At 35.6% G+C, this 12,097-nt stretch carries 18 protein-coding genes; 10 read left to right on the top strand and 8 right to left on the bottom strand.

Annotated elements, in window-relative coordinates; translation table 11 throughout:
- Positions 1–202 precede the first annotated feature (202 nt).
- Complete coding sequence (locus AC6EIY_RS07840; protein WP_498506382.1) at positions 203–931, bottom strand: hypothetical protein; 729 nt, start codon at positions 929–931, stop codon at positions 203–205.
- A gap of 307 nt (positions 932–1,238) precedes the next feature.
- On the opposite strand from AC6EIY_RS07840, the gene AC6EIY_RS07835 reads away from it, so the two are divergent.
- Positions 1,239–1,406 carry a hypothetical protein gene (locus AC6EIY_RS07835; protein WP_498506381.1) on the top strand — a complete coding sequence of 56 codons (168 nt, stop codon included), beginning with the start codon at positions 1,239–1,241 and terminating at the stop codon, positions 1,404–1,406.
- 291 nt (positions 1,407–1,697) lie between these two features.
- Positions 1,698–1,883 carry a hypothetical protein gene (locus AC6EIY_RS07830; RefSeq protein WP_498506368.1) on the top strand — a complete coding sequence of 62 codons (186 nt, stop codon included), beginning with the start codon at positions 1,698–1,700 and terminating at the stop codon, positions 1,881–1,883.
- Between the two features lie 1,034 nt (positions 1,884–2,917).
- Here the strand turns inward: AC6EIY_RS07830 and AC6EIY_RS07825 are convergent.
- Positions 2,918–3,109 carry a hypothetical protein gene (locus AC6EIY_RS07825; RefSeq protein WP_498506380.1) on the bottom strand — a complete coding sequence of 64 codons (192 nt, stop codon included), beginning with the start codon at positions 3,107–3,109 and terminating at the stop codon, positions 2,918–2,920.
- Between the two features lie 1,246 nt (positions 3,110–4,355).
- Here AC6EIY_RS07825 and AC6EIY_RS07820 point away from each other — a divergent pair.
- The 3 genes from AC6EIY_RS07820 (at position 4,356) to AC6EIY_RS07810 (ending at position 6,689) form a co-directional block, all read left to right on the top strand.
- Positions 4,356–4,844, top strand: coding sequence for a hypothetical protein (locus AC6EIY_RS07820; RefSeq protein WP_498506379.1), 489 nt, complete (start codon positions 4,356–4,358; stop codon positions 4,842–4,844).
- Between the two features lie 284 nt (positions 4,845–5,128).
- Positions 5,129–5,437 carry a DUF1651 domain-containing protein gene (locus AC6EIY_RS07815; RefSeq protein ID WP_498506378.1) on the top strand — a complete coding sequence of 103 codons (309 nt, stop codon included), beginning with the start codon at positions 5,129–5,131 and terminating at the stop codon, positions 5,435–5,437.
- Between the two features lie 1,012 nt (positions 5,438–6,449).
- A complete protein-coding gene (locus AC6EIY_RS07810; RefSeq protein ID WP_498506377.1) occupies positions 6,450–6,689 on the top strand; it encodes a hypothetical protein in 240 nt (79 codons plus the stop codon).
- 249 nt (positions 6,690–6,938) lie between these two features.
- Here the strand turns inward: AC6EIY_RS07810 and AC6EIY_RS07805 are convergent, their stop codons facing one another.
- Positions 6,939–7,169, bottom strand: coding sequence for a hypothetical protein (locus AC6EIY_RS07805; RefSeq protein ID WP_498506376.1), 231 nt, complete (start codon positions 7,167–7,169; stop codon positions 6,939–6,941).
- Positions 7,170–7,393: 224 nt separating this feature from the next.
- Here AC6EIY_RS07805 and AC6EIY_RS07800 point away from each other — a divergent pair, with 224 nt between their 5' ends.
- A complete protein-coding gene (locus AC6EIY_RS07800; protein ID WP_498506375.1) occupies positions 7,394–7,693 on the top strand; it encodes a DUF1651 domain-containing protein in 300 nt (99 codons plus the stop codon).
- On the opposite strand, the gene AC6EIY_RS07795 is transcribed toward AC6EIY_RS07800, so the two are convergent.
- Positions 7,694–7,879 (bottom strand): hypothetical protein, encoded by a 186-nt coding sequence (locus AC6EIY_RS07795; protein ID WP_498506374.1) that lies wholly within the window; start codon positions 7,877–7,879, stop codon positions 7,694–7,696.
- Positions 7,880–7,927: 48 nt separating this feature from the next.
- On the opposite strand from AC6EIY_RS07795, the gene ppnP reads away from it, so the two are divergent.
- Positions 7,928–8,245, top strand: a complete 318-nt coding sequence (gene ppnP / locus AC6EIY_RS07790; protein ID WP_498506373.1) for a pyrimidine/purine nucleoside phosphorylase — start codon at positions 7,928–7,930, stop codon at positions 8,243–8,245.
- A 547-nt stretch (positions 8,246–8,792) separates the two neighbouring features.
- On the opposite strand, the gene AC6EIY_RS07785 is transcribed toward ppnP, so the two are convergent.
- The 4 genes from AC6EIY_RS07785 to AC6EIY_RS07770 all read right to left on the bottom strand — a co-directional run bounded on the left by AC6EIY_RS07785 (position 8,793) and on the right by AC6EIY_RS07770 (position 10,311).
- A complete protein-coding gene (locus tag AC6EIY_RS07785; protein WP_498506372.1) occupies positions 8,793–8,918 on the bottom strand; it encodes a hypothetical protein in 126 nt (41 codons plus the stop codon).
- Positions 8,919–9,055: 137 nt separating this feature from the next.
- Positions 9,056–9,265: a hypothetical protein gene (locus AC6EIY_RS07780; protein ID WP_498506371.1), complete on the bottom strand. Its 210-nt coding sequence runs from the start codon at positions 9,263–9,265 to the stop codon at positions 9,056–9,058.
- Between the two features lie 53 nt (positions 9,266–9,318).
- Positions 9,319–9,465 (bottom strand): hypothetical protein, encoded by a 147-nt coding sequence (locus AC6EIY_RS07775; protein WP_498506370.1) that lies wholly within the window; start codon positions 9,463–9,465, stop codon positions 9,319–9,321.
- A 675-nt stretch (positions 9,466–10,140) separates the two neighbouring features.
- Entirely contained in the window at positions 10,141–10,311 is a 171-nt protein-coding gene (locus AC6EIY_RS07770; RefSeq protein WP_498506369.1) for a hypothetical protein, read from the bottom strand.
- Positions 10,312–10,773: 462 nt separating this feature from the next.
- Here AC6EIY_RS07770 and AC6EIY_RS07765 point away from each other — a divergent pair, with 462 nt between their 5' ends.
- The 3 genes from AC6EIY_RS07765 (at position 10,774) to AC6EIY_RS07755 (ending at position 12,053) form a co-directional block, all read left to right on the top strand.
- Positions 10,774–10,959 (top strand): hypothetical protein, encoded by a 186-nt coding sequence (locus AC6EIY_RS07765; protein ID WP_498506368.1) that lies wholly within the window; start codon positions 10,774–10,776, stop codon positions 10,957–10,959.
- A 536-nt stretch (positions 10,960–11,495) separates the two neighbouring features.
- Positions 11,496–11,780: a galactose oxidase gene (locus AC6EIY_RS07760; protein ID WP_498506367.1), complete on the top strand. Its 285-nt coding sequence runs from the start codon at positions 11,496–11,498 to the stop codon at positions 11,778–11,780.
- A 27-nt stretch (positions 11,781–11,807) separates the two neighbouring features.
- Positions 11,808–12,053: a hypothetical protein gene (locus AC6EIY_RS07755; RefSeq protein ID WP_498506366.1), complete on the top strand. Its 246-nt coding sequence runs from the start codon at positions 11,808–11,810 to the stop codon at positions 12,051–12,053.
- The last annotated feature ends 44 nt before the right edge of the window (positions 12,054–12,097 follow it).

Below are 12,097 nucleotides of genomic sequence, written 5' to 3'. Positions count from 1 at the left end.
AAGCGATTGAATTTTCAGTAGTGATAACTGCGAAAAAAATGGAAATAAAAATGGTAACTCCACAGATTTTATTAAATAAGGAAGTTCTCACTCCTGGTTAATCATTTATTATCTGCTCATAGATTCTGAGACGTAATTCATTCATCGCTGCCTACCGACTTAAATAGAAATGCCCATAAGTTAAGCAAATCTTGTTGTTTTGCTAAGCTTCACCTATTGAAAGAGATGCCCTGGTCTCATCAATAAAATGGATTTCAAGTTCATTACTAAAGATGTCCGTACCATTAGAAGGAACAACAAGGGGCAAATCTCTATAGGTAAGCAAGCAATTTTTCATATTCAATTCCTTCGATGAATAATTACCCTCATGTAGTCCACCCTCTGCCTGAAACTCACCGGCCTCTGTCCTCGACCAGATGATAAACCAATCAAGTTTTTCCAATTTTTCTAATTTTGCCTCATTTAATTCGTGGTAGTCGTCAGAATCAAAAAAATCCATTACTGATGTCTCTACACCCTTACCATCAACTTCTATTACTCCTTCATCCAAGTGGATACAATATTCCTCAGCCGCGTCCTCTTCAAGAAGGACTTCATTATTAAAAGTCTTTTGTGCTAGTGCTAACATTTCTTCTTTTCTGTCATCAAGAATTTTACTGACAACCATGTCCTCATCCCAATGTCGATTATCAATAACGTATCGGAGTGGTCCAAATCTTTCAGAAAGTGCCTTATTTGCAGCATCTTTAGCAATTTTCGCTGCCTTATCACTATCCTCATAAAGTTCTTCTTTTAGACGTTTCAGGTCACTCGCTAATGCATCCATTTGTTTATAGAAATCGCCGTAGTACTTTCCAGATCTCGTTTTTTCAGTTGAGTAGAAAACCTTAATATATTGAATATCTCCATTGTAAGTAACTGCAAATGACATTAGATGCTAACTATCTATTATTGAAATGATGACGCTTTTTGTTAACCCTCGCCATAATTATTTTTTTTAATTGAAATACAAAGTTGCATCAAATTCCAAAACGACTCAAACAACTGATAACAAGAAATATCCTTAATCAGTTAATACCTACATATCTATAGTCAATACTTTTAGCAATAACTAGATCTGCGAAAATTACTTACAATACCTATTTCACAGTAAAGGATTTTGCACGAATTTTCTTAGTTAATTGTATGGCGTTAGAAATTCCTTGTATTCCATGGGATAAGGTTAGTCATCATCATCAGTGAACCATACCTGCGTGGATGATTGCAGAAGCCAGACTCGGTATTACCTACCAACAACTCTAGTTTCCAAATCTAATTCTTCGTCCAGTGCTTACGGATCATCAAGAACAAAAGGTGACGTTTTGGGTGGCAGTCTTGCTGCTGCAATATCTAAAAAAGAAGCGTAAGCTACACTATCTTATTAGTTACAGTTATAATTTTAAAAGTGGGTGATGCGAATTGCTAATTAGATGTTTTTCTTTTATCGACTCTTTTAGGAATTTATTAAAAAAACAAATAACAGAACAACTCCTCTCACAAACAGTTCTTTAGTAAAGGACGACCCCTAATACCACTCTTAAGGCAAGGGGTCTTTTTTGTTGGAAGAATAAAGATTAACACTTTAGGATTTTTCTCCTATAGATATTTTCAATCAATAGGAGTAGATATAAATCAAGGCACTATTAGGAGGTCAAGCCATGTCATGCGGTAATCCTTTTAAACATGCAATCGAAGACGTAAAGGAAACATTCTCAAAATCTTGTGGAGTTCCTATGCAAGGGAACGATTGGTGCGATCTGGTTTCGAATTATGAAACTGATTTTGATGCGGTCGATTACGAGAATGAATGTTTGCAGTTTGGCAACTGCTCAATGAATTACTAAAAAACATTAAATTCAATGGAGGTCTAATCATGCAAGCAACACGTAGTTTCAGATCTAATGGGTCGAATACTCTTTCATCAATCTTTCTTTGGTTTTCTGTACTTTTAATCTCACTTGGAACACTTCCTCATCTAATTCCTTATTACTTTCAGTTGAAATATTGAGGTAAAAATGATGATTCTCGATCTTCTCAAACTCATTCTCAGAAAACACAAAGATTATTGGGTGGTTGGTTAAACAGGAGTTTTTTCTCATGTTCACCTGATCTGGATTTATTAGAGATGAATTAGGAAATATATCACTTCCTATCAAGTAGATGGTCGTAAATCAGAGTGACAAGTTCAGTAATACATGTGGATGCTGAACTTAAAGGAGGCAACCAAAATCTCAGACCCGTTTTAAGGAAAAATTGTAATAAGACGATCAATATCCTTCCGTACGTTTTATATCCGTAATGATCGAGACAAGGTAATCCCTGATTAATTTGAAGATTGTTGTTCTCTTTATACACGACTTCTTTTTTCGACTTAAAACCGATATATTCCTTGAGTAATGAGATAATCTAATATCACCATAATGGGTTTTTGGACTTCTACTTTGAGGCACAAGAGTAGTTTTGATCTTCAACAAGATATAGCCCACCTTAGAAATAGGCAAAACGATCTTTAATTAGGAACAATTTCTGATGCTTTCACTTTTCGAATTAATTAGAAAAAAGAAAGCAGAACACTCCTCAACAAAATTGTTCTGTAAATAAAGAAAGGCACTCAAGGAAGCTGATGCAGCAGGGTGCCTTTCTTAATCCATGTGTTTAATAAGTTGAAGGTATAAATAATTCTTTAGGTGAAGGGAAAAAAGACTTGATTTCGAAAAGGCTTTTGTATGCCTACTCCTCCTCATAACCAATTTTATTTGCTGGGTTAGTAATAAAAAGAATGATTAAAAAGACCAAGTTCGGAGGTAAAGAAAGTTTTTTAAGAAGCAAAAGAGTCATTCCCTGTGTCACATTAAATTTCTCCTTTTTCTTAATCATATTATTTCTCCCAAAAGAGATACAAGTTAGAAAATTGGTTAGTAATATCAACCACTGCAGTGCTGGTAGAAACTAATTTCCATCCCATAGAATTTCTTTTTTTTATAATTTCCCCAATCTCAGTTTCCTGCCTAGAAGTATTAGCATTACCAACTGCATAGTAAATATCAAGATCATTTTCAATTTTTGCCATAAGACCTAATCAAGTACTTTTATTAATTGAATTCAAATCCTAAAAGAATTTTAAATAATTTAGGACTCCCAGCACTTCTTGTTAAGTAAATGGTTGATTAGTCAGAAAAAAGTTTCGCTGGATAAGTAGGTCCTAAACTCAAAGGAGGTGACAAAAATCTCGCGCCACCTTCTTCATGAGGTACGCGTTTTTGCGATCACAAAGTTTTGAATGCGTAAAAAAGTAGTTAATAAATTCTGAAGAACTAAATCTTTGAAACAAAACATCAGTTCCTATAACCAACTGTTGCAGCATTGACATCAAAACAAAAATGCTTTTCTTCATATAAAAAATACTTCTTAGTTTCATTCTAATTAATATGTAAAAGAAACTATTTATATAATTTTAGCGAAAATTTGAAATAAAAATCTTTAATAGCCTCATTAAAATAGTCAATAAAAAACAAAGACTTACAAATAATTAATCAGGGAATCTTATAGTTTTTTAATACTTTTTTCTTTACATCGAATCTACAAGCAAGGTATGAGAAAACAAACTATGTACGATCTCTCTGTTGAAAAATGAGAAAGTGACAAAGAAAACATAGTGGGAACAGATACTTGAAGACCGTTATCACTCTGCTCCTTCATTTACACAAGGTGCTGAGGGAGAAGTTGTTTTCAGCAAATTTTTAGCATTCGCAAATGAAGTGTGAAATTTTTTGTTTTTTTACACCAAGCAAATATTTTCTCAATATTTAAGAGATTATTTTTGTTATTGCCATCTTGGTATCAGGTGTATAAGAATATGAATACAGAACAACTCCTCACACATAGTTCTGTACCGAAAAAGCATCCAATTGGATGCTTTTTTAGTGCCTGTGCCAATCGATAAACCCGCCTCAAGACAATTTCATCTTTTACAAGTTCATTTATGTTTGAGTTGTGAGGAGTAAGAGACTCTCCGCAGTGGAAACAAGGAAACACTTGCACTAGATCTCTGCAACAAGTCCGCCCGAACAGAACAGGGCGGTTTTTTTGTGCCTTTTCTAAAGTGTAAGAGTGATATTTCCACCTCCACAAGTTGTTTTCGGGTTACTGCTTTTAAGTACAGCAGTAGTTTTGATTTTTGATATCAGATACAACCCTTTCGGAAATAGTGAAGACGATCTTTAATTTGATAGCTTCAAAGCACATTTAGAGGTGTCTGAATTGCTGATTATTGGATCAGAAAAATCCTATGTTTTGATTAAAGGTAAAAGTAAGGAATGAAAATCCGACAATTAGTTCTTTCTGCAATGTTTATTTCTCCAATGGCAGCAATGGCAGATGGATATCACCACCAGAGGGAATACACAACTCAACGAACTTGCTTTAAAGAAATCTACAGAGAGGAATATGTTGCTGGGAATAGAAGATCAAAGGGTTGTGTGAAGTCGTATTTGGACAAGGTCGCAGTATCTTGCTCATCATTGAGTTGGAATCTACCATGCGGCAGATTTCGTCACCCTAATAATCATACTCATTATTTCCCTCATACTTATCGCAAACATAACAGACCAAATCAAGAGCAAATATTAATTTCTCGTAGTTATCAAACAAGCGGGGAAAGTTGTAGTTCGGGTAATGCAACTAAAGGTGGATTAATTGGAGGTGTTTTTGCCGCTGCAATCTCCAAGGAAGATGCTCATGCATGGTCTATTCCTTTTCCTTTAGTTGCTGATCTTGATATGGGCATTGCTAACGCTGATTGCTAATTAAAAATAATTGCTGATACTTCCGGTTTGATTAGAAAGGTAAAAGCAGAACTATCGCAACAAAAATCAGCTTTGTGCAAAAAATAAGAGAAAACAAGGATGCTAAAGCAGTAGCGCCCTTTTCTTAGACAAGTCATTAATTCACACATAGACAAAAGTAGTATATTTGTATTAAAATACATGCATCACAGCTGCAAGCAACCAAAGCACCAGTGAGCAGGTGCTTTTTTTTCTCTCCTTCGTGATCCCTCTGACTACTGACTTCATCAGAATGTTTGCAGGAAATGAATCCACAATTAGATATCAATCACATGAATGAACCTGTTAGAGAAGCATTACCATCATCATCAGGATGGTTAGTTGCGCCAGCAAGAGACTTTTGTTTGCTCTTCATTCGTGATCCGAAATCTGAAATAGGGTTTCCGACTGTCTTCACTCAACTATGGTTTTGCACGAAAGAAGGTATTCCAACACGACTTAAAAACACAAGAAAATTGGACTATCAATCCTCTTATGAAACTTGGAATGAACTCATCAGTAATGGTTGGGAGTTAGTAGAACATCAATTCAATGCTTGTGTTGATGCTGCCTAAGCGTGGTTAATACCATAGATATTTTCATATAGTAGGAGTAAAAATAAATCAAGAGTTATAGCACTCTCAAATACATTAAAGGAGATCTTTGTATTGACTCTGGGGAGGAACCTCACACCTCCTTTGATAAACAGAAAGCACTTTTCCTGAGGTCTTCTCTGCAAGATCGGAACGACCGCAAAACCTAATTGATTTCAGGGATTTTTAATTTCCTTGCAATTAAAAATAAAAGATACTGCTCCTAAAACAGGAATAATAACGATCAGTAAATGATAATTAACATTTATAATTTAGTAAAAATACCCTGGTGTTCTTACCACTAGTTTTAATAAATTTCATGGGTTACTGAGATTCAGGAGTCAACGCACTTCCATAGTTCTGGAGTGATGGACTCAAAGGGGGGCGACCAAAATCTGGCCCCCTTCTTCATGCAATAAACTCTTTATCGTTAGAGCATAGCTTTCATTGGCAATTGTTGGTGTAGGTGGATATGGGGCATATAAGTTTCTATCTAAGAAGTGAGATTTTTATTTAACCGTCCACTTATTCTTAGATCCTTTGCTCTTGTTCCTATTTTGCAGGTTCTCATCAGTTTGTCTTGCCCTAGTGACAAAAGGTGCAGACAGGAGTAGAAAAGAGATAGCAGAACAACTCCTCACACAATAGTTCTGTTGTAAAAAGGCACTCGACTTGGCGTAAGTAGGGTGCTTTTTTAATGGTTGGTTTGAAAGAATTGGCAGATGTGACAGTTGAAGAACTCAAATACTCAACATCCCTCTTTTCATAACGTTGATTAAGTTGTACTTGTGAGGAGTTGAGATCCTCCGCAGTGGAAACAAGGAAACACTTGCGACTGATCTTCAAAAAAACCTGCTTTAGGCAGGTTTTTTTGTATCTGTTTAAATTTAAAAAAGCAAAAACCTAAACAGATCAATAGAACGGTTATCTCCACAAATGTTTGAGAGTTACTAACCAACCCATCAATTAAAATTAAGTATTAGCTAGTTTTTAAATGACCGAAGAAAATAAAAAGGACAAAAAAAAGTGCGGTGGAAAAAGCAAAGCAATGTTTGCTTATGGAATTATTCAACTAGGTTCTAGTGTTGTTTCTGCTGTCGCACTTGCTGCAATAGCCTTGAGTTTTTGTTCTGTGAAACAAGAATCAGAACTATTCAACAAATGTGTTGATGAGGTTCAAGCGACTGGTAAGAGTTCTTCCGATGCAGTTCGCTTCTGCAATGGTGGAAACTAGTCGTTAAGTAAAAGGTTTTTCAACTAAATAACCTATCAACAAAAAAGGGGTGACTTAAGTCTCATCCCTTATTTTATGTGTTTAAGTTTTCCAATACTCGTCCCACTCAATCTGAAATTCTGACTGCGATAAAGAGTTGCAAAAACCTCTCCAATTCTCTTTTCTGAATTTACGTCAGTTGCACTCAACAAGACCATTAGATCTATTGCTTTTTCTTTGGTAAATGATTTGCCATGATTTGAATATCACTTACGAAGCAATCTCTTCCCAAGGATCACATGAAGATAGTTCCTTGAATGGTATCAATTTAAAGTCACCTCTTCTGATACCACTACAGATCAAGCCATCTGGATGTTCTCTCTTAAATATTTCAACTGCATCTTCTTTTCGTTGCGATGCAATAGTGACTTTATAAATCACATCACCTGAATCACGAATCTTATAAACAAAAATCCAATCATACTCTTTACTATCCATCATCAGTTCATGCTGACTAACTTTGTTTTAACTCACTTTGCTCTGATCGACCATTACACAAGCGCTGAACTTAAAGGGGGCGACCAAAATCTCGCCCCCTTTGTTAATACAAATCATTTGACGACTCCAAATAATCTTAATAGTATATCTGTACTAAAATATTCCTCGCGCAAGCAGTCCTGGCTCATAAAGCACCTGCGTAATACCAGTGAGCAAGGTGCTTTTTGATGCCTCGAATTAAAGATAGAATTATTAATCAACCAATCAGAGAAGCCATCCCAACTCCAGCAGGATGGTTGGTATCACCTACTAGTGAATTCTATATGTTCTTTATTCGTGATCCAAAATCCGAAATGGCATTCCCTAGAGTGTATACACAACTCTGGTATTGCCTTGAAGATGGCACTCCAACCAAATTAAGAAATACAAGAAGAATTGATCTCGAATCTGCTATTGAAACTTGGCATGAACTCTTAACTCAAGGTTGGGAACTAATGGAACATCAAATTAATGATGCTGCTGCTTAGTCATCGAATCAGATATCTAAAAATTCCTACGAGAGCGATCCCAATAATTCCATAAGTCCAAACGGAACCACTATTTCTTGAGATTCGTTCCATCCAATCTGGTAGACCATTATTTTCAATGATGAATAGATAAAGCAATGCCAAGATCAGTAATGGGATAACAAGTGCATAAATGAAATTCAACATCTATAGATTATGATTAGTGATTAGAAAATTAGATTCAGGAATTTCTAAATGGATAACTATCAAAATGTAGATGTTGATAAATTAGCAAATATTTATTTTGAAGGTAAAGTTATTAGTCGGAACATCTTTTTAAAAGATGGTTCAAAAAAAACATTAGGAGTGATGTTGGAGGGTGGATATGAATTTAAAACTGCGTCAAGAGAACTCATGCAAATCCATTCTGGAAAACTAAATGTCAAAATTGCAGATGATCAAGATTGGATATTAATAACAGAGGGTATGGATTTTAATGTCCCCAAAAATTCTTCATTTTGTTTAGAGGTTTTAGAATTAGTAAACTATACATGCTCTTATTTTGATGATTAAAAAAATTAGAGTAAGGAAACACTTGCGACTTATCTTCAAAAAAATCTCCTTTCGAACAGGCCTTTTTGTACCTTTTTAAATACTGCGTATGGAAAATTTGTAGAGAAGTCGTTAATAAATTAGTAGGAACTAGACCTTAGAAATAAAAGCTCAAGTGTGGAGAAAACAAACTATGTACGATTCCTCTATGAAGATGCTCAAAATATCCCACGGTGAAGTGTATTTTTTAGACTATAACTACTATTTTATAGACGAATTATTCCTACTCAATAGTTCCAACCATATATGTGGTACCAAAACGCAGTCACCGACAAAGCTTATAAAACAGAATATACCACGTGGAACGCACGTAGAACGTTTATCCAAAGGAAAAGTGTGGACTCATAAACCGTATAAATAAATCACTTATAAACCCAGTTAGCAGAAACTTTTTTTGCTTCTGGGTTACTTTATTTTGCAATCTTTTTTGCTTCGTCCATATTTCCTGCAACCATTGTTTCTTCAAAAGTCTTCTCCTCCTTATCGATCATCGTGACTTGAAACCTCATTACCAATCTTGATAGAAAACATCGTCATCAATAAGGACATAAAACTCTTTTTTTGCAAGTAGCTTTTCCGATTCAAGTAATGAACTCTGACAATTATGAGTAGGAGGTTCTCTATATTCTTTCATCTTTTTTCAACGGGTATACAACGTACCTAATAACCAACTATCAGTTAAAAACTTTTGACTATGCTTCAATATCTTTTCTTGCTTGCCATTGAAGTTTGCTGAATCAAGCAGTTCTTGCTCCCAAGCTATTTGTTCTCTCATTGCTGTTCTTCCTCTTGTTCTTTTTGCAGTTTTAGTTGCTCATATGTCTTCTTCAATCTCTTGTATTCCTCATGAAGTGCACCAAGTTGCCATGCATCTCGGAATCCTCTTGGATGTTCCATTAGTAGTCTCACTACTTCAGGTTTATGTGTCTTCATTTCTAAGAACTCTTCTTGCCATGAGATGTCATCCCATTTGGTGCTCATGCTTTCCCTCTATATTTTTTAAACTCTTCTAATGAACTGACAACTATGCTCTTTTAATCCTCAGGGAAGCGTGCCTTCATGATTGCTGGAATTTCCAAGCAGTCTGGATAGGGGTTATTCAAATAAAAAATAACTTCCTTCTCTTCCTTCAAAACAATGTAATTAGATAATCCACCTGCATAATTATTTTTTTTAGTCATGCTGCCACTCCTTCTCTTTCAACATCTTTTGAACTGTAAATCTATTCATATGTTCTTGTTCCTTTTTTGCAGGGGCTCATCAGTTTGTCTTTTCTTGGTGACAAAAGGTGCAGAAAAGAGTAGAAAAAAAAGACCAACTCCTCACACTAGTTCTGTTGTAAAAAGGCACTCGACTTCGCGTAAGTAATGTGCTTTTTTAATAATTGATTGTAGAAAATTGGCACATGTGACAGTTGAAGAACTCGAATACTCAGCATTTATCTTTTCGTGACGCTGATTAAGTTGAATTTGTGAGGAGTTGAGATCCTCCGCAGTGGAAACAAGGAAACACTTGCGCTTGATCTCACAAAGAAACCGCTCTAACAGAACTGGGCGGTTTTTTTGTGCCTTTTCTAGAATGATTTAATGATATTTCCACCTCCCCAAGTTGTTTTCGGATTACTGCTTTTTAGCACAGCATTAGTTTTAATTTTTGATATCAGATATCACCCATTCGGAAACAGTAAAGACGATATCTAATTAGGAATTTTTTCGGATGCAGAACCTTTACGTAATTGATTAGAAAAGGAAAAGCAGAACAACTCCTTACCAAAATTAGTTCTGTAAATGAAGAGAGGGACTCAAGGTCGCTGAAGCAGCAGGGTCCCTTTTTTAAAGCAATTTAAATAAATGAAATCAATTTCCTTTATCGTTGATATCTTCTGAATAAGATTGAGTTCCTATCTCTGATGGTGGATTATTTCCGAAGTCATCAACTAAAGTATCTGCATCACTTGTGAAAAGCTTGGTGATCCATTGCTTAGTTGCAATAATTACTGTCCAGATCTTATGTCTTTTTCTTGTCATAGATATACCCCAAAAGTAGTAAGGAGGCGAGATTTTGGTCGCCCCCCTTTGAGTCCATCACTCCAGACCTAAAGAAGTGCGTTGACTCCTGAGATTGTTCTACTACTAGTAAATAGAAATTGCTATGGGTAAGAACACCAAAGTATTTCTACATTTGGGTTCTCTCTATAGATATTTTCTAATAAGGAGAGTAGACATAAATCAAGAGTCATCGCACTCTCAAAGATATTAAAAAAGGGAGAAATGTGCATTGACTCTAAGGAGGCATCTCACCCTCATGATGTAGACAGAGTCAGCTTTCATGCAGTCTCTGCAATGGTCGGAACAACCCAAACCCCTGATTAGTTTCAGGAGGCTTTCTTTGTGCGGTAATCAGAGTTAATACTTTAGGGTTTTTGTCCTATAGATATTTTCAATCAATAGGAGTAGATATAAATCAAGGCACTATTAGGAGGTCAAGCCATGTCATGCGGTAATCCTTTTAAACATGCAATCGAAGACGTAAAGGAAACATTCTCAAAATCTTGTGGAGTTCCTATGCAAGGGAACGATTGGTGCGATCTGGTTTCGAATTATGAAACTGATTTTGATGCGGTCGATTACGAGAATGAATGTTTGCAGTTTGGCAACTGCTCAATGAATTACTAAAAAACATTAAATTCAATGGAGGTCTAATCATGCAAGCAACACGTAGTTTCAGATCTAATGGGTCGAATACTCTTTCATCAATCTTTCTTTGGTTTTCTGTACTTTTAATCTCACTTGGAACACTTCCTCATCTAATTCCTTATTACTTTCAGTTGAAATATTGAGGTAAAAATGATGATTCTCGATCTTCTCAAACTCATTCTCAGAAAACACAAAGATTATTGGGTGGTTGGTTAAACAGGAGTTTTTTCTCATGTTCACCTGATCTGGATTTGTTATTAATAAATTAGGAGTCACAGCACCTTCTGTGGGTCAAAGTTAAATAAAGGATGGAAATTTAGTTCAGTCAGTTGAGTGCTTGACTCAAAGGGAGCGACCAAAATCTCGCTCCCTTCTTTAATGGAAAAAATAGGTGACTTGACCTAATAGACAAATATAGTACGTTTGTATTAGTGTTATCCCCATCACTAAACCGACAAAGGAAGCACGAAGGGATCATCGTGCTTTTTTTGCCTCTTCTCACAAGGAGAACCAAGATGGATCGAATTAAAACGCCAAAAGTTGTTGCTCCAGTTGAAGCACTTGAGCATCCAAATGAGTGGAGTTATTTCACTAATCAGGAACTGGTGAAGTCCAGAGGAAGTTCAGTTTGTCTTACATGTGAACACTTCACTTATACGTGCGATAAATCATGCGTTACTCTTTTGACTTGTCCACTTCACCAACGTCTTATCCCTCAAGGTGAACATCTCACAAAGCGTTGCCTGAATTGGCAAAAGAAGAAAGTATTACAAATTGGATGGTGTCCAGAAGTTGCATAACAAACTAAAATTATTTCCTCAAAACCAATGAATTTACTTACCACTGCTGATTCTGTGATGATGTTTTGCATCATCGCTTCAATGGCAATTTTTGATGCCTTCTCAACTCTTCTTTCGATCCTAAAGAAAGGAATATTTGTTGATCAGAAATCGTTACTGATGCAAAAGACCAATAGCGAATTGAGGGCAATGCTGGTTGGCATAGACAAAATTTCCAAACTCAATAAAAAACAATTAGTCGATTTAGTAATAGAAAAAAATGAATTTTTTTGATACAAAGAATTTCTCATTACGTAGAGAAGTCGTTCATAGATTTT

It is taken from the genome of Prochlorococcus sp. MIT2304 (assembly GCF_059772405.1).
Note: the sequence above shows the minus strand (reverse complement) of the source record. Positions and strands in the feature narration are given on the sequence as shown.

Coding starts and splice junctions, on each gene's coding strand:
- AC6EIY_RS07760 (WP_498506367.1), top strand. CDS start 11,496: ATGGATCGAATTAAAACGCCAAAAGTTGTTGCTCCAGTTGAAGCACTT.
- AC6EIY_RS07815 (WP_498506378.1), top strand. CDS start 5,129: ATGAATCCACAATTAGATATCAATCACATGAATGAACCTGTTAGAGAA.
- AC6EIY_RS07755 (WP_498506366.1), top strand. CDS start 11,808: ATGAATTTACTTACCACTGCTGATTCTGTGATGATGTTTTGCATCATC.
- AC6EIY_RS07830 (WP_498506368.1), top strand. CDS start 1,698: ATGTCATGCGGTAATCCTTTTAAACATGCAATCGAAGACGTAAAGGAA.
- AC6EIY_RS07775 (WP_498506370.1), bottom strand. CDS start 9,465: ATGACTAAAAAAAATAATTATGCAGGTGGATTATCTAATTACATTGTT.
- AC6EIY_RS07795 (WP_498506374.1), bottom strand. CDS start 7,879: ATGTTGAATTTCATTTATGCACTTGTTATCCCATTACTGATCTTGGCA.
- ppnP (WP_498506373.1), top strand. CDS start 7,928: ATGGATAACTATCAAAATGTAGATGTTGATAAATTAGCAAATATTTAT.
- AC6EIY_RS07765 (WP_498506368.1), top strand. CDS start 10,774: ATGTCATGCGGTAATCCTTTTAAACATGCAATCGAAGACGTAAAGGAA.
- AC6EIY_RS07785 (WP_498506372.1), bottom strand. CDS start 8,918: ATGAAAGAATATAGAGAACCTCCTACTCATAATTGTCAGAGTTCATTA.
- AC6EIY_RS07800 (WP_498506375.1), top strand. CDS start 7,394: ATGCCTCGAATTAAAGATAGAATTATTAATCAACCAATCAGAGAAGCC.
- AC6EIY_RS07840 (WP_498506382.1), bottom strand. CDS start 931: ATGTCATTTGCAGTTACTTACAATGGAGATATTCAATATATTAAGGTT.
- AC6EIY_RS07810 (WP_498506377.1), top strand. CDS start 6,450: ATGACCGAAGAAAATAAAAAGGACAAAAAAAAGTGCGGTGGAAAAAGC.
- AC6EIY_RS07825 (WP_498506380.1), bottom strand. CDS start 3,109: ATGGCAAAAATTGAAAATGATCTTGATATTTACTATGCAGTTGGTAAT.
- AC6EIY_RS07780 (WP_498506371.1), bottom strand. CDS start 9,265: ATGAGCACCAAATGGGATGACATCTCATGGCAAGAAGAGTTCTTAGAA.
- AC6EIY_RS07770 (WP_498506369.1), bottom strand. CDS start 10,311: ATGACAAGAAAAAGACATAAGATCTGGACAGTAATTATTGCAACTAAG.
- AC6EIY_RS07820 (WP_498506379.1), top strand. CDS start 4,356: ATGAAAATCCGACAATTAGTTCTTTCTGCAATGTTTATTTCTCCAATG.
- AC6EIY_RS07805 (WP_498506376.1), bottom strand. CDS start 7,169: ATGATGGATAGTAAAGAGTATGATTGGATTTTTGTTTATAAGATTCGT.